This window comes from Janthinobacterium salmonicoloratum (assembly GCF_051380845.1).
Lineage (GTDB): Bacteria > Pseudomonadota > Gammaproteobacteria > Burkholderiales > Burkholderiaceae_D > Janthinobacterium > Janthinobacterium lividum_F.
In genome coordinates this window covers 805,240-819,644 of sequence record NZ_JBNYXV010000001.1, presented here as the reverse complement: position 1 = coordinate 819,644, position 14,405 = coordinate 805,240, and the positions used below count along the sequence as shown (strand labels likewise).

The window sequence follows — 14,405 nt, the reverse complement described above, 5'->3', positions numbered from 1 at the left end:
AGCTTTAACGCCTAGGCGATTCCGTTGTGGCTCACCCGTGCGCTGCGTTTCATGCGCAGGACACCTCGTCGCACACCGTTTTTATTGATCGAGGCAGGGAGGCGGGCGACGGCGCTATCAACCCAGGCTGGCATCAGCCCGCAGATTTCTCCGGCCCGCATCGCCGTCTCGATGGCGAAGAGGTAGGCGACCGCCACGGCCTGGCTCTTGGTCGTCACAGGCTCGCCGGCGAAGCCAAGTGCGTTGCACAGGCGTTCGATGTCATCCTCGGTAGGAATGCGCTCGCGGGAACCCGTTTCCTGAATGAAGCCATTAATCCCTCTCGTTGAGGCGTAATCACGGCGTAAATCTGGCGTAGTCGCTACTGCTTCTTGTCGAGTTTAATCTGGATGAATAGAAATGTGAGGACGTAAAAAAGCCACTAACCCTTTGATTATATTGGGATTAATGGCTTTTTCGATGTTTCCAAATTCTGTGCGCTGGTGCCCGGAGCCGGAATCGAACCGGCACGCCCTTACAGGCGGGAGATTTTAAGTCTCCAGTGTCTACCAGTTTCACCATCCGGGCAGCGCGGCGAGATTCTAGCACAGGTGATGCGCATCACGCCATCTTGTGCCTGAGCCATGCCGCCCGGTTCGCACCGGACAGCATGGCTTTATCTACCCGCCATCAAAACGTCGCCTTGAACTGCACCCCATACGTGCGTGGTTCGTTGATGATGCCCGTCAGGTTATCGAAATCGATGGCGCCCAGCGACTGGATCTGGTTGGTGATGTTGCGGCCGTACGCGGAAAGCTCATAGCGGTCCCATTTGTAGCCGACGCGCAAGCCGCCTTCGAGCAGTTCCTTGGCCTTGTATTCCTTCGCTTCATACAGGAAGAAGTTGTAGCTGGTGCGGTAGGCCCAGTCCGTGTAGGCGTAGAACTCGCCATTTGCGACGGGAATGCTGTACTTCAAGGTGAAGTTGGTTTGCCATTCCGGCGCGCGCGGCAGCGGGTTGCCATCGATGTAGGCCGTGCCCTTGAACGGGCCCAGCGGGTCGGTAACGGTGCAGCCGCTGGCCGGGTTGTTTTGCGCGTTGCCGCAGCTTTGCACGAACAACTTCTTGTCCTGGATTTCCGTGTGGTTATAGCTACCGCCCAGGGTCATGCTGAGTGAATCGCTGAGATTCGCCTGGAAATCGAGTTCGACGCCACGGCCCGTGGCCTTGTCGGCGTTGATCAGCTGATTCATGTTGACGGCGCCGCTGCCGGCCGTCAGTTGCTTGTCTTTGACACGGTACTGGAACACGGCCAGACTCAGGCGCGCGCGCTTGTCGAACAGATCCTGCTTGATGCCGGCCTCGACGGACAGCGCTTTTTCGGCGCCGGCAAACGAGGGGCGGTCGGCCAGGCCGTTCAGGCGGCCCTGCATCGACGGCGCGCGGTAGCCGGTGGCGATGCGCGCATAGGCGTTCGTTTCCGGCGTGAGCACGTAGGTGCCGCTCAAGTCCCAGCTGATGTTGTGTGAGGTGTCGTTCAGGTTGAAAGGGCCGGCCGTGGTCGCTTCCACGCGCTTGGCCGAAAAATCCTTCTTGTCCGTCGTGTAGCGCAAGCCGGCGCGCAGTTTCAGCGCGTCGGACACTGTGTAGTTCAGCGAACCGAAGGCCGCGTACGACTTCGAGCTTTGGTTTTGCGTGGCGTAGGCACTGTTTTGCGGGTTGCCGGGCGCCAGGCTGTCAAAGCTGATGCTGTCGATCTGGATGTCTTCCTTGAAATAGAACAGGCCGGCGATCCATTGCAGAGGTCCCTTGGCGCTCGATTCGGCGCGGAATTCCTGCGAAATCTGCTTGTGGTTGGGGATCACGTCGGCCGTTTCCACGACGAAGGGGATGAAGCCGGGGCCCATCGGCGGCGCGTACACGGCGCCATAGCCGCCGTCGACGTCGGCGCGGCTGAAGAAATCGAGTTTTTCGTAGCCGGTGATCGAGTGCAGGGTGACGCCGGGCAAGTCCCATTTCAGGCGCATGCTGCCGCCCTTGGTTTTCAGGTGCTGGCGGTTGATGCCATCGGTAGGGTAGGAGCCATAATCGAAATTGTCGACCAGGTCATTCGTGCCCTGTTTCAGAATGTTGGCGCGGAACAGCGTGGCCGTGCCGTCGAGGTTGCGCGCGTGCACGTTGAACAGGGCGCTGAAGTCGCGCGTGGGCTTGACCAGCACCTGCAGGCGGGCTGCGCTGTCTTCATAGCCTTCGAAGTCGCGCGTGCCGGTGGGACGCGGGTTGTGCACGCGGTCGTCACGGCGCTGCGTCTGGCCGGAAAAGCGCAGCGCCACCGTGTCGCTGACGGGCACGTTGTAGGCGCCTTCCAGGTTCTTCATGCCATCCTTGCCGAAGCCGCCGCTCAGGTAGCCTTCCGTCTTGAAGACGGGCTTGGCGGAATCGAACTTGATCACGCCGGCCGGCGAATTGCGCCCGAACAGGGTGCCTTGCGGGCCGCGCAGCACCTCGACCTGGTCCACGTCAAACACGGGAAAACCTTTCAACATGGCGTTTTCCTGCACCACGTCATCCATCACCAGGCCCACGGGCTGCGAGGCGTTCAGGTCGAAGTCGGTATTGCCCAGGCCGCGAATGTAAAAGCGGGGGAAGGTGCGGCCGTAATCCGATTCGACGGAAACGCTGGGCGAGCGGCTGTTGAGGAAGCGGATATCGGCGCCACCGGCCGTCAGGGTGTCGAGCTTGTCACCCTTCAGGGTGGCGATGGACATGGGCACGTCCTTGATGTTTTCCGCGCGCCGCTGCGCCGTCACGATCACCGTTTCCAGCTGGCCAGGACCGGCCTGCGCCACCGGAGCGGCAGGCGCGTCGGCGGCTGGTGCCGGGATGCTGTCCTGGACCTGCGCCATCGCCTGCAGGGGAAAGGCGGCGGTGATTGCCAGGGCAATCAGGGTATGGCGTACTGTGCTGGCATGCGGTGTCATCATGTAACGGCTCCTGTCGGTCTAGGTTGTTGGGGCATGCAAGCTGGCGCTGGCCAGCTGAACGAAAAATCATGCTAGCACGGAAAGTTTTGGTATTCATGCCATTTTCCAGCGAGAACTATTCATATCCGTTTCGACTGAATACGCGAATAAAATCGTATTTGTCGTCAATATCTGGTGGGTGCATAGTGGAGTGCCGGCAGGCTTGTGCGAGCGCGAAAGTGGCCGGGCATGGCGATGGGGTTTCCTGCGGGAGCGCAAAAAAGAGGGATGGCTTTTGCTATGTTGCCCGTTTGCGGGCACTGGAAATACAACAGGTGCCGCGGATTTTTTTCGGAGGGGGCGTGTTGTTGCAACGCGACAGGGGACGGCGCCGCCTGCGGCGATGCCCCTGGGCGTGTGAAGCGGGGCATGCGTGGCCGCATGCCTCTATTTGCTTAAAACGCTTCCCAATCGCCGGTCGTCACGCTTTCCGCTTGCACCGCACGGTGTTTTGCCGACGCGGCCTGGCGCTTGACGGTGCTGCTGGCCGGTGTCGGTACCAGGCGTGCGCTATCTTGCGTCTTGTCCCGCGTGTGGTCCGTTGCCAAGGTCTTTAGATGGGAAACGCGCCCGCGCCCGATACGTTCAGGCAGGCCACCTTGTCGCTGGAAAAATACTTGATTTGTCCCAGGCCGATGGCGTAGCAGCCGTCACTGAGCGGGGAAATGGGGCCGGTGAGTTTTTCACCGCTGATGAGGGTCACCACCCAGGGCGTGGTGACCGGTTTGCCCGCGTGGGCCAAGGCGTGTTGTACCAGGTCTGACATGCTGTCTCCGTTGGAAATCAAAACCCGATGATAGCAGTGTCGCATGGCCGCTGGTTTGCCGATACGACGGGCCGGGCCGACGCCTTACGCGTCGGCCAGCAAGTTCTTCGGCAGGGCCACCGACACCAGTTTCCAGTGCCACAGGCCGTCGCGTGTCAGAGTCAGTTCGCCGATATGGCTTTTGCTGTGGGCGCGCTGCACCACGACGCTGTTCCAGGAGGTGTAGTGCAGTTTGTAGTCGGGCTTGGTGTTGCGCTTGCGGCCGCTGATGTCGCTGACCTTGGCGATCGGTTTTTCATAGCGGTCATTGAGCTTCATCAAGGCGACGATGCCTTCGGGCATCAGCATGGTATCGAGCAAGGGATCGATGACGTCTGGACTGATGTCGTCGGCCACTTCCGGCGCCGAGAACAGGGTGTGCAGTTGCTGCCCGAGGCTGCCGCGCAGCTGGGCCAGGTCGATCTGCGCAGCCAAGGCCTGGGTATCCTCGTCCATGGTCGCCGTGCGAATCTTGTTCATGGTGAAATACGGGCTGCCATAGAAGACGCCGGCCAGCGCGACCAGTGCCACTACAGCGAGAAGCATCATTTTTTTCATCGTGCGATCTCTCGGATGCCTGGCGACCCGGTGCGCCTGAAGTGTTGGCATTCTACATAATATTTCCCAAAATCAATATGGCGGTTTAGGTAAGTGTTGTTTTAGATCAAGTTTTGTCAGAGTAATTCTGGCGGCAAGGTAATGTCCGTCAGTTTCCAGTCCCAGATGCCTTGGCGGCGCAGCAAAAACTGGCTGGCGGCGGGGCCGGCGCCGCTGCGCCGCAGCACCACTTCGTTCCACGAGCGGTACGCCATGCCGAAGTCGTGGCGCTTGCCGTCCGGCCCCTGCTTGCCGTGCAGGATCAGCACCGTGATGCCGGGCGGCGAGACAATGGTGTCGAGCATTTCCTTGAAATCGTCTTCGCTGGCCGTTTCGCCGGCCGCCCGCAACTGGCGCGCTACGCTGGCGCGCACGGCGGGCAGGTCGGCCTGCTGCGCCAGGTTTTCCAGGCGCACGGATTTCGCCGCGATGCTGATGCGGTACATGGCGATGTAGGGACTGACCCAGGTGAAGCCGATGGCGGCAACGGTAAAAATGATCGCGGTGGCGTACTTTCTTTTCATGGTCCGTGTTTTTGAATGAGCTGTGCCGCCGTGATTTTACCCGGCCAGGGGTGACGGATGGTGTAGCATTCGTGCCGGCGCGGACCATCGCGCCGCAATATTGAGGACAACCATGAATATCACTATCAATCAGGTGCTGCAGTCGTATATCGATCCGCTCACCGCCAGCGAATACGCGGCGCTCGAACGCAGTCTGCTGGCCGAAGGCTGCCGCGACGCGCTGGTGTTGTGGAACGACGTGCTGATCGACGGGCATAACCGCTACGCCATCTGCCGCCAGCACGGCATCGAATTCAAGACCATCCAGAACACCAGCTTTACCTCGCTTGACGACGTCATGCTATGGATGATCGACAATCACCTGGCGCGCCGCAGCGTGTCGGACTTCCAGCGCGGCGTGCTGGCGCTGCGCAAGAAGGAAATCGTCGCCGCGCGCAGCCCGGCGCCCGTCAGCGCCCAGGATGCGCCGGAAGGCGAAAACGCGCCGAAACCGCCCATGAGCACGCGCGAAGAGGTGGCCAAGGCGGCGCGCTTGAGCAGCAACCAGATCAGCCAGATCGAAAAGATCCAGAAGGCAGCCTCGCCGGAACTGGTGGAAGCCGTCCGCTCGGGCACGATCTCCATCAACGCGGCGGCCACCGTGGCCTCCTTACCGCCGGAAGAGCAGGTGGCGGCCGTCGCCGGCGGCAAGAAATTATTACGCCAGGCGGCCAAGGAAATCCGCGAACAGCGCGCCGCCACGCGCACGCCGCGCGAGCCGAAGATCCATGTATCTCAGGACACGCCGGAGACGGGCAACGAACCGTGGGCGGAAAACGCGGCTCAGGCGCCGTCCGAAGCGGAACGCCTGCGCGGCGAAATCGCCAGCCTGAAACAGAAGGTCGCGCAGCTGCAGGCGGAAAATGTGGAGTTGAACCAGCGCATCGCTACGCTGATCGACGCATCCTGATTATTGGAGTAGTGAATGCTAGCTCGTCGTGCCTTGTTCGCCGCCATCGCCTGCGGCACCGTCGCCGCTCCCACGGTGCTGGCCGCGTCCGCTGTTTCTGTCACGGACATGGTCCGCTGGCAGGCGCAGGCTGCCAATGTCAGCATTGCGCGCGACACGTGGGGCGTGCCGCACGTGACGGGCAAGAGCGATGCGGATGCCGTCTTTGGTCTGATGTATGCGCAAGCGGAGGATGATTTCCCCCGCGTGGAACTCAATTACATCAACGCCATGGGGCGCCTGGCGGAAGTGGAGGGCGAACGGGAGCTGTACCGCGACCTGCGCATGAAGCTCTTCATCGACCCGGCCGATTTGCAGGCGCAATACCGCGCCAGCCCGGCATGGCTGCGCAAGTTGATGGACGCTTTTGCCGACGGCCTGAATTTTTACCTGGCCACGCATCCGCACGTCAAGCCGCGGCTGATCGCGCATTTCGAGCCGTGGATGGCCTTGAGTTTCAGTGAGGGCAGCATCGGCGGCGATATCGAGTCCGTCAATCTGGCGCAGCTCGAAGCGTTTTACGGCCAGCAAGCCAGGCCTGCCACCGTGGCGCTGGCCAGCCTGGAGACGGGCCTGGATCCCGAGCCGAGCGGATCGAACGGCTTCGCCATCGCGCCCGCCATCACGCAGAATGGCCATGCGCTGCTGATGATCAATCCCCATACCTCGTTCTACTTCCGTCCCGAAGTGCAAGTGACCAGCGGTGAAGGCCTGAACGCGTACGGCGCCGTCACCTGGGGCCAGTTCTTCGTCTATCAGGGCTTCAATGAGCGCCTCGGCTGGATGCATACCTCGGGCGGCGGCGATGTCATCGACGAATACCTGGAGAGCATCGTCGACCGCGATCGCGCATGGTTCTACCGCTACGATGGCGGCCTGCGCCCCTTGAAAGCCGTGCCCATCACCTTGCCATATAAACTGGCCGATGGCGGTATTGCATCGAAAACCATCACTGTCTATTACAGCCATCACGGCCCCATCGTGCGCGCGCAGGATGGTAAATGGGTGGCCGTGCGCCTGATGAACGAACCGTTGAAGGCCTTGATGCAGTCGTACACGCGCACCAAGGCGCGCGATTACGCGGCCTTCTACAAGACCATGGAATTGCGCACGAATTCGTCGAACAACACCGTGTATGCGGATGCAGACGGCAATATCGCCTATTTTCACGGCAATTTCATCCCCGTGCGCGACCCGCGCTTCAACTGGAAGCAGCCTGTCGACGGCAGCGACCCGGCCACGGAATGGAAAGGGCTGCACACGGTGGCGCAGACCATCACCCTGTTCAATCCGAAAAATGGCTGGATCCAGAATACGAATAATTGGCCATATTCGGCGGCCGGCGCCAACAGCCCGCGCCAGCAGGACTATCCCGCCTACATGTCCGTGTACGGCGAAAACGCGCGCGGCCTGCACGCCGTCAAAGTCTTCCAGAATAAAAAAGGTTTTACCCTGGACAGCCTGATCGCCGCTTCCTACGATAGTGAGCTGACGGCGTTCGAAGCGCTGCTGCCGCCACTGTTCGCGGCTTGGGATGCGCTGCCGGCGGGCGATGCGCAAAAGCTGGCGCTGGCCGACAAGGTGGCCTTGCTGCGGTCCTGGGACTGGCGCTATTCGCTGACGTCGACAGCCACCTCGCTGGCCGTGTTCTGGGGCCAGGAACTGGCCGAGCTGAGTGGGAAACAGGCGCGCGAGCAGGGCGTGCCCGTGGTCGATTTTCTGGCGACGGACAAGGTCACTGCGGCGCAGCGGCTGGCGGCCCTGACCAGTGCGGCCGATAAATTGCAGCGCGATTTCGGCAACTGGCAAACGCCGTGGGGCGAAATCAACCGCTTCCAGCGCCTGACAGGCGACGTGGTGCAGCCGTTTGACGATGCGCAGCCCAGCTTGCCCGTACCTTACGCCTCGGGCAACTGGGGCGCGCTGGCCGCATATGGCCAGAGCAGCAAGAGCACGAATGGCAAAAATCGGCGCATTTACGGCGAGCGCGGTAACAGCTTTGTGGCGGCAGTGGAATTCGGCCCCCGCATCAAGGCGAAAAGCATCCTCGCGGGCGGCCAGAGTGGCGACCCGAAGTCGCCGCATTTCCAGGACCAGGCGGCCATGTACGCGCGTGGCGAGTTCAAGGACGTGCTGTTTTATCCGGAGCAGGTGGAACAGCACCTGCAGCGCAGGTACCGCCCCGGAGAATAGCGGCCGGGTGGATCAGATTGCATCGAGCGCGGTGCGCAAGTCATGCCGCAGGTCTTCGATGTCTTCGATCCCCACCGACAGCCGGATCAAGCCATCGCCTATGCCCAGCGTTGCCCGCTGTTCGGCCGGGATGCTGGCGTGCGTCATCAGGGCAGGGTGTTCGATCAGGCTTTCCACGCCGCCCAGGCTTTCGGCCAGGGCGAATACTTCACAGCGCTCGAGGAAGCGGCGCGCGCCGGCCAAATCCGTATCGAGGTCGATGGAGATGATGCCGCCGAAACCATCCATCTGGCGCTGTGCCAGCGCGTGTTGCGGGTGCGAGGCCAGTCCCGGATAAAACACCTTTTTCACTTCCTTCTGCTGCTCCAGCCACTGCGCCAGCGCCAGGGCGCTTTCGCAATGGCGCTGCATGCGGATGGCCAGGGTCTTCACTCCGCGCAAGGCCAGAAAACTGTCGAATGGCCCTGCAATCGCGCCCACCGAGTTTTGCAGGAAGCCCAGCTGCTCGCGCCATTCGGCCTGGCGCGCTTCCGCGCCGACAATGGCGATGCCGCCGATGATGTCCGAGTGGCCGTTCAAGTACTTGGTGGTCGAATGCACGACGATGTCGAAGCCGTGTTCCAAAGGCCGTTGCACCAACGGGCTGGCGAAGGTGTTATCCGCCACGGCGATGATGCCCCGTGCGCGGCAGATGTCGGCAATCGCGCGCAGGTCGGCCAGTTTCAGCATCGGGTTGGTGGGCGTTTCCACCCACACCATCTTCGTTTCCGGGCGCAGCGCGGCCAGCAGGTTTTCCGGATTCGTCAGGTCGACATAGGTAAATTCGTGGCCGGCCGAGCGCCGGCGCACGCGCTCAAATAAACGGTAGGTGCCGCCGTACATGTCGTCGCCGGCGACGATGTGGCTACCGGCGTCCAGCAATTCCAGCACGGACGAGATGGCGGCCAGGCCAGAGGCAAACGCGAAGGCCGCGCTGCCGCCTTCCAGGTCTGCCACGCAGCGTTCCAGCGCCCAGCGCGTGGGATTGTGCGAGCGGCCATAGTCGAGGCCCTTGTGCACGCCGGGGCTGTCCTGCACGAAGGTGGAGGTGGCGTAAATGGGCGGCATGATGGCGCCCGTCGACGGGTCGGGCGACTGGCCGGCGTGGATGACGCGGGTGGCGAGATGGCTCTTGCGGGGAATGTGCTGGCTCAAGATAGTGTCCTGCGTAAGTGGTTAAGAAGGTCGAAGCGGGTGATCAGGCCATAAAAGGCGCTATCGTCGGCGACGACGGCCGTCAAGCCCCGGTCCAGGGTGGCGCGCAGGGCGGGCAAGCCGCTCGATGGCGCCAAGATTTCGAGCTGCGTCGTCATGGTGGCGCCCACCAGCGACGCGAAATGCGCGGCGTCGCCCGACACGTGCAACAGCAAGTCCGATTCGTCGAGGATGCCGACCAGCTGGCCGCCGTCGATCACGGGCAGCTGCGCCAGGTCGCTCGAGCGCATGCGGTTGAAGGCAGTGAGCAGGGTGTCGCCGGGCGCCACGCTGACCACGTCGCCCTCGTCGTAGCGGCGCCCGATCAGGTCGCGCAAGTCGCCCGACACGGCCCGCTGCAACAAGCCCTGGTCGCGCATCCAGCCGTCGTTATAGACCTTTGACAGGTAGCGTGTGCCCGTGTCGCAGACAAAAGTGACGACGCGCTTTGGCGTGGTCTGTTCGCGGCAGTATTTGAGGGCGGCTGCCAGCAGCGTACCGGTGGACGAGCCGCCGAGGATGCCTTCGGCGCGCAGGAGGGCGCGCGCGCTGTCGAAGCTTTCCTGGTCGCTGATGGTATAGGCCTGCGTGACGCTGTCCATGTCGGCAATCGAGGGAATGAAGTCTTCGCCGATACCTTCCACGGCCCACGAGCCGCTCGTGTCCGACACCTTGCCCGTGTCGATGTATTCGGTGAGGATGGAGCCTTGCGGGTCGGCCAGCACGAATTCGAGCTTGGGCTGCACCTTGCGGAAGTAGCGCGTCAGGCCCGTCAGGGTGCCGGACGAGCCGACGCCGACGACGATGGCGTCCACGTCATGGCCGCTTTGCTCCCAGATTTCGGGAGCCGTCGTCGTTTCGTGGGCCAGCGGATTGGCCGGATTGTTGAACTGGTCGGCGAAGAAGGCGCCCGGCAGGTCGCGCGCCAGGCGCGCCGCGTAATCCTGGTAGTACTCGGGATGGCCCTTGCCCACGTCCGAGCGCGTGGTGTGCACTTCCGCGCCCAGGGCTTTCAGGTGCAGCACTTTTTCCGTCGACATCTTGTCGGGCACGACGAGAATCACGCGGTAACCCTTGATGCGGCCGACCAGGGCCAGGCCGATGCCGGTATTGCCGGCTGTCGCCTCGACGATGGTGCCGCCCGGCTGCAAGCGGCCGTCGGCTTCGGCCGCTTCGATGATGGACAGGCCGATGCGGTCCTTGATGGAACCGCCGGGATTTTGCGATTCCAGTTTCAGGAACAGCTGGCACAGGCCCGTGTCGAGCCTGGTGACTTCGACCAGCGGGGTATTGCCGATCAGCTTGTATAGCGCTGGCGGCTGGGATGGGGATGGCATTCGATCATTCATGGTGGCTCCTGTCAGAGAAACAGCCGCTCCGGATTGTGTCCCGAGCCGCCTTCCGTGCCGCGCAGTGTAGGCGGGTGGACGGGTGCGGCGAACGAATGTTTGCATGCTTGCATATGCGTCCTGCGCATATAGCCTGCAGCGCGCATGATTCGAGTATGCGCCGTTTTTAGCCCGCTTGCCGCGCCAAAGGCACGCGTATTAAGCTGCCGCAAGCCCATCATTGCGATTTATAATCACGCCTCGAAAAGATACTAAACAGTATCCTGAAAAACCAGACAAACAGGGCAGGCGGCAGTGGCAAAACTTTATTTCCGGTATTCCGCGATGAACGCGGGCAAGTCGACGGCCTTGTTGCAGGTCGCGCACAACTATGAAGAGCAGGGCCAGCAGGTGCGCCTGTACACGGCCGCCATCGACAGCCGCTACGGCGTGGGCAGAGTCACGTCGCGCCTGGGGCCGCAGCGTCAGGTCGATATCTTCCATGCCGACACGAATTTCCTCAACGATATTCCCCAGGTGGCCTGCCTGCTGGTGGACGAAGCGCAATTTCTCAGCACGGCCCAGGTGCAGCAGCTGCACCAACTGGCGCAAGTGAAGGGCGTGCCCGTCATCTGCTACGGCTTGCGCACGGATTTCAAGGGCGAACCCTTCCCCGGCTCGGCCTATCTGCTGGCGCTGGCCGACGATATCGAGGAATTGAAGAATATTTGTACTTGCGGCAAGAAGGCCACGATGAACATCCGCGTGGACGAGCAGGGTCACCGCATCAAGGAAGGCGAGCAGATCAGTATTGGCGGCAACGAGAGTTACCGCCAGGCGTGTGGGCGCTGTTTTTACGCCTGACTTACAACGCTTAACAAAACCGTAGCGAGCGGAAGGAAGTTGTGGTTGAGAAGCGCAACTGTACGAAGGTACAGTGAGCATCGCAGACTGCAAATTACGACGCGCAGTAGGTTTTGATAAGTGTTCTTACTCGGCGACGGGCATTCCCACATCGGCATCGTCCGCCAGTGCCAAATCGCCCCGCTCGAAGGCGGCGAGGATTTCATTGGCGCGCGCCACGTCGTGTTCGCGCACCAGCACGCGGGCGCCGCCGATGGCGGCCGCCAGCAGCATGTCGGCCTGCATATGCTGGTCGTCCGTCAGCAGTACGTCGATGCCGGCCGCTGCCAGGCAGCCGCGGATGACGTGCGCATCCGTGGGTATCATCAGCCGGGCAATCAAAACATAGTCGTCGTGCATGGTGCCTCCTGGCAAGGTGGATTCGTCCCCATCTTAGCATCAGGCTTGAAGTTACAGCTTGAACACGCCCACCACCTGGTTCAACTCCTGCGCCTGCTCCTGCAAGGCGTCGGCGGCCGCAGCCGCTTCTTCCACCAGGGCCGCGTTCTGCTGGGTCACCTGGTCCATCTGGGCGATGGCCTGGTTGACTTGCTCGATGCCGTTGCGCTGTTCTTCGCTCGCCTGCGCGATTTCGGCCATGATGGTGCTCACTTGCTGCACGCTGGCCACCACCGTGTCCATGGTAGCGCTGGCCTGGCTCACTTGCGCATGGCCCAGGTCCACCGTGCTGGCGGACGCCTGGATCAAGTCCTTGATGTCTTTCGCCGCTGCCGTCGAGCGCTGCGCCAGGGTGCGCACCTCGGTGGCGACGACGGCAAAGCCGCGTCCCTGTTCGCCGGCCCTGGCCGCTTCTACAGCCGCGTTCAAGGCCAGTATATTCGTCTGGAAGGCGATGCCGTCGATGACGCCGATGATGTCGGCGATCTTGCCCGAGGAACTGCGGATGGCGTCCATGGTGCTGGCCACCTGCGCCACGGCCGCGCCGCCTTCGGCTGCCAGGCTGGACGAGTCGTGCGCCAGCCGGCTTGCCTGCTGCGCGTGATCGACGTTCTGGCGCACGGTGGAACTGAGTTCTTCCATCGAAGCAGCTGTTTCTTCCAGCGAACTGGCTTGCTGCTCCGTGCGGCTCGACAGATCCAGGTTGCCGCTGGCGATTTCACCGGACGCCGTGGCGATCTGCCCGGCGCTGCCGCGCACATTGCTGACCACTTGCGACAGGTTGTCGCTGATGCGGTTCATGGCGAGCAGCAGGCGGCCGATTTCGTCCAGGCTGCTGGTATCGAGGTGCACCGTCAGGTCGCCGGCGGCAATCTGCGCGGCGGCCGTTTCGGCGGCGGCCAGCGGGCGCGACACGAGGGCGCGCACGAGCCAGTACAGCAGCAGGGCGAAGACGAGCAGGGCGATGAAGCCGGAAATGGCCAGCTGGTTGCGCATCTGGCGCGCTTCAAGAGTGATTTCGTCCGTGAACGTGCCGCCCGCGATGATCCAGTGCCAATCCTTGAATTGACGGTAATACAGCTGCTTTTCGCGCGCGAGGGCAGCCGTTTCGCCCGGCGCCGTCCAGGTATAGCGCATGGCGCCGTTTTTTTGCGCCAGCATTTCCTGGATGAACATCCGGCCATCGCTGGCCTTGAACTCGAGCGCGCTCTTGCCTTCGCTGTTCGGATGCAGCACCAGGTGGCCGTAATTGGCGCCGGGGGCCGTGTCGACGATATAGATGTAGCCCGTCTGGCCGATCTTGACCTGGCGAATCTTCTCTTTCAACATGGCCAGATTCTTGCTGATGTCCAGACCGATGAACAGCACGCCCACCACCTTGCCTGCCGCATCGCGCACGGGGTCATACTGGGTAATGTATTGCTTGCCAAACAGTGTTGCCATGCCAACGAAGCGCTGGCCCGCGCGCAGCGGCGCATAGCTGGGGTGATTGTGGTCGAGCTGGGTGCCGATGGCGCGTTCGCCGTCCTGCTTTTTCAGCGAGGTGCTGATGCGCACGAATTCATCGCCGTTGGCGGCAAAAATGGTGGCGATCACGCCCGTCTGGGCCGTGTAGCGGTCGACCAGGGCCGTGTCGAGGTTGAGTACCTTGCCGCCGTTGGCCAGGGCAGGCGTGGCCTTGCCGGCCACGGCCACCATGGCGCCCGTGTCGACCGTGAACGGGCCGGGAAATTCGGCCGCGAACAGGCGCGCAAAGCTTGCCGCCTCGTTGACCATGGCGGTATGAAACACTTCCGTGGTCGTCATGACGCTATTGAGTTCGCTGGTGACGGCCGCTTCGGCGCGCTGTTCCAGGGCAGACGAGGTGCGGATGCTGATCAAGGTCGTCAGGCTGGCGAGGATCAGGCTGACCAGCGCAAACGTGAAGACGGTAATTTTGCCGCCGACACTCCAGTGGCGGGGGGAGAAGGAAATTGTAGGCATAGTGTGAGTCTGGCAAAGGGTAATCAGCTCGGCCATTCCTGGTCATGACATGACACGCGGGGAGGGGATCTGGTGGGGAATGCGCTTGAAACGGAGGCGCGCCGGCTTGGGGGCCGCGCACAGGCAAGCTGAATTTCAGGGCGCGATGATAGCATGTCGCTTGCGTTTTGTTACTAAGTGTTTCCCGCAAGAATCATTTTTTTCGCGTAAAAACATCATCTGCATCAAGGATTTCCACAACGTCCCATTGACTTTTTTAATTTCAGTGGGGCATGTTGGTATCCGTCGCTGACGGATGATGCGATTTTTGTCACGAATGTTTCACTTTGTAATGAATGAGACGCTGCCTTTAATTCGCGTTTAAGCTTCCAGGAAGAAACTGATATTCCATGGGAGACTGCCAGGCCGTATCCTGTAGAATAATATGCAGACCAGTCGTGTATTCCCCT

The 14,405-nt window shown here is 61.8% G+C and carries 13 protein-coding genes and 1 tRNA gene; 3 read left to right on the top strand and 11 right to left on the bottom strand.

The window, feature by feature from the left end; genetic code table 11:
- Positions 1 to 11: 11 nt before the first annotated feature.
- The 7 genes from ACQ4WY_RS03765 to ACQ4WY_RS03735 form a co-directional block, all read right to left on the bottom strand.
- Positions 12 to 218 (bottom strand): site-specific integrase, encoded by a 207-nt coding sequence (locus ACQ4WY_RS03765; RefSeq protein ID WP_436502888.1) that lies wholly within the window; start codon positions 216 to 218, stop codon positions 12 to 14.
- A gap of 262 nt (positions 219 to 480) precedes the next feature.
- Positions 481 to 567: transfer RNA gene (locus ACQ4WY_RS03760), tRNA-Leu, on the bottom strand.
- 102 nt (positions 568 to 669) lie between these two features.
- Positions 670 to 2,961: a TonB-dependent receptor gene (locus ACQ4WY_RS03755; RefSeq protein WP_436504385.1), complete on the bottom strand. Its 2,292-nt coding sequence runs from the start codon at positions 2,959 to 2,961 to the stop codon at positions 670 to 672.
- 437 nt (positions 2,962 to 3,398) lie between these two features.
- Positions 3,399 to 3,551, bottom strand: a complete 153-nt coding sequence (locus ACQ4WY_RS03750; RefSeq protein ID WP_436502887.1) for a hypothetical protein — start codon at positions 3,549 to 3,551, stop codon at positions 3,399 to 3,401.
- 5 nt (positions 3,552 to 3,556) lie between these two features.
- Complete coding sequence (locus ACQ4WY_RS03745) at positions 3,557 to 3,769, bottom strand: hypothetical protein (RefSeq protein WP_436502886.1); 213 nt, start codon at positions 3,767 to 3,769, stop codon at positions 3,557 to 3,559.
- A gap of 84 nt (positions 3,770 to 3,853) precedes the next feature.
- On the bottom strand, positions 3,854 to 4,357 hold the full coding sequence (locus ACQ4WY_RS03740) for a DUF2939 domain-containing protein (protein WP_436502885.1): 504 nt from the start codon (positions 4,355 to 4,357) through the stop codon (positions 3,854 to 3,856).
- Positions 4,358 to 4,482: 125 nt separating this feature from the next.
- A complete protein-coding gene (locus ACQ4WY_RS03735) occupies positions 4,483 to 4,929 on the bottom strand; it encodes a DUF2939 domain-containing protein (protein WP_436502884.1) in 447 nt (148 codons plus the stop codon).
- A 112-nt stretch (positions 4,930 to 5,041) separates the two neighbouring features.
- Here ACQ4WY_RS03735 and ACQ4WY_RS03730 point away from each other — a divergent pair, with 112 nt between their 5' ends.
- Together ACQ4WY_RS03730 and ACQ4WY_RS03725 are read left to right on the top strand one after the other, a co-directional pair.
- The gene (locus tag ACQ4WY_RS03730; RefSeq protein WP_436502883.1) at positions 5,042 to 5,878 is read left to right on the top strand and encodes a hypothetical protein; all 837 of its coding nucleotides are present in this window, start codon (positions 5,042 to 5,044) and stop codon (positions 5,876 to 5,878) included.
- Positions 5,879 to 5,893: 15 nt separating this feature from the next.
- Positions 5,894 to 8,110, top strand: coding sequence for a penicillin acylase family protein (locus ACQ4WY_RS03725; RefSeq protein WP_436502882.1), 2,217 nt, complete (start codon positions 5,894 to 5,896; stop codon positions 8,108 to 8,110).
- A gap of 12 nt (positions 8,111 to 8,122) precedes the next feature.
- Here the strand turns inward: ACQ4WY_RS03725 and ACQ4WY_RS03720 are convergent, their stop codons facing one another.
- Together ACQ4WY_RS03720 and ACQ4WY_RS03715 are read right to left on the bottom strand one after the other, a co-directional pair.
- Positions 8,123 to 9,304: a trans-sulfuration enzyme family protein gene (locus tag ACQ4WY_RS03720; RefSeq protein WP_436502881.1), complete on the bottom strand. Its 1,182-nt coding sequence runs from the start codon at positions 9,302 to 9,304 to the stop codon at positions 8,123 to 8,125.
- Complete coding sequence (locus tag ACQ4WY_RS03715; protein WP_436502880.1) at positions 9,301 to 10,692, bottom strand: pyridoxal-phosphate dependent enzyme; 1,392 nt, start codon at positions 10,690 to 10,692, stop codon at positions 9,301 to 9,303. The genes ACQ4WY_RS03720 and ACQ4WY_RS03715 overlap by 4 nt, the downstream gene beginning before the upstream one ends.
- A gap of 294 nt (positions 10,693 to 10,986) precedes the next feature.
- On the opposite strand from ACQ4WY_RS03715, the gene ACQ4WY_RS03710 reads away from it, so the two are divergent.
- A complete protein-coding gene (locus ACQ4WY_RS03710; RefSeq protein WP_436502879.1) occupies positions 10,987 to 11,535 on the top strand; it encodes a thymidine kinase in 549 nt (182 codons plus the stop codon).
- A gap of 126 nt (positions 11,536 to 11,661) precedes the next feature.
- Here the strand turns inward: ACQ4WY_RS03710 and ACQ4WY_RS03705 are convergent, their stop codons facing one another.
- Together ACQ4WY_RS03705 and ACQ4WY_RS03700 are read right to left on the bottom strand one after the other, a co-directional pair.
- A complete protein-coding gene (locus ACQ4WY_RS03705) occupies positions 11,662 to 11,934 on the bottom strand; it encodes a putative signal transducing protein (RefSeq protein ID WP_436502878.1) in 273 nt (90 codons plus the stop codon).
- 51 nt (positions 11,935 to 11,985) lie between these two features.
- Positions 11,986 to 13,956 (bottom strand): methyl-accepting chemotaxis protein, encoded by a 1,971-nt coding sequence (locus ACQ4WY_RS03700; RefSeq protein WP_436502877.1) that lies wholly within the window; start codon positions 13,954 to 13,956, stop codon positions 11,986 to 11,988.
- Positions 13,957 to 14,405 lie beyond the last annotated feature (449 nt).

Excerpts from the sequence above, each read along its gene's own strand:
- ACQ4WY_RS03755 (WP_436504385.1), bottom strand. The coding sequence starts at position 2,961 with ATGACACCGCATGCCAGCACAGTACGCCATACCCTGATTGCCCTGGCA.
- ACQ4WY_RS03745 (WP_436502886.1), bottom strand. The coding sequence starts at position 3,769 with ATGTCAGACCTGGTACAACACGCCTTGGCCCACGCGGGCAAACCGGTC.
- ACQ4WY_RS03740 (WP_436502885.1), bottom strand. The coding sequence starts at position 4,357 with ATGATGCTTCTCGCTGTAGTGGCACTGGTCGCGCTGGCCGGCGTCTTC.
- ACQ4WY_RS03735 (WP_436502884.1), bottom strand. The coding sequence starts at position 4,929 with ATGAAAAGAAAGTACGCCACCGCGATCATTTTTACCGTTGCCGCCATC.
- ACQ4WY_RS03730 (WP_436502883.1), top strand. The coding sequence starts at position 5,042 with ATGAATATCACTATCAATCAGGTGCTGCAGTCGTATATCGATCCGCTC.
- ACQ4WY_RS03725 (WP_436502882.1), top strand. The coding sequence starts at position 5,894 with ATGCTAGCTCGTCGTGCCTTGTTCGCCGCCATCGCCTGCGGCACCGTC.
- ACQ4WY_RS03715 (WP_436502880.1), bottom strand. The coding sequence starts at position 10,692 with ATGAATGATCGAATGCCATCCCCATCCCAGCCGCCAGCGCTATACAAG.
- ACQ4WY_RS03705 (WP_436502878.1), bottom strand. The coding sequence starts at position 11,934 with ATGCACGACGACTATGTTTTGATTGCCCGGCTGATGATACCCACGGAT.
- ACQ4WY_RS03700 (WP_436502877.1), bottom strand. The coding sequence starts at position 13,956 with ATGCCTACAATTTCCTTCTCCCCCCGCCACTGGAGTGTCGGCGGCAAA.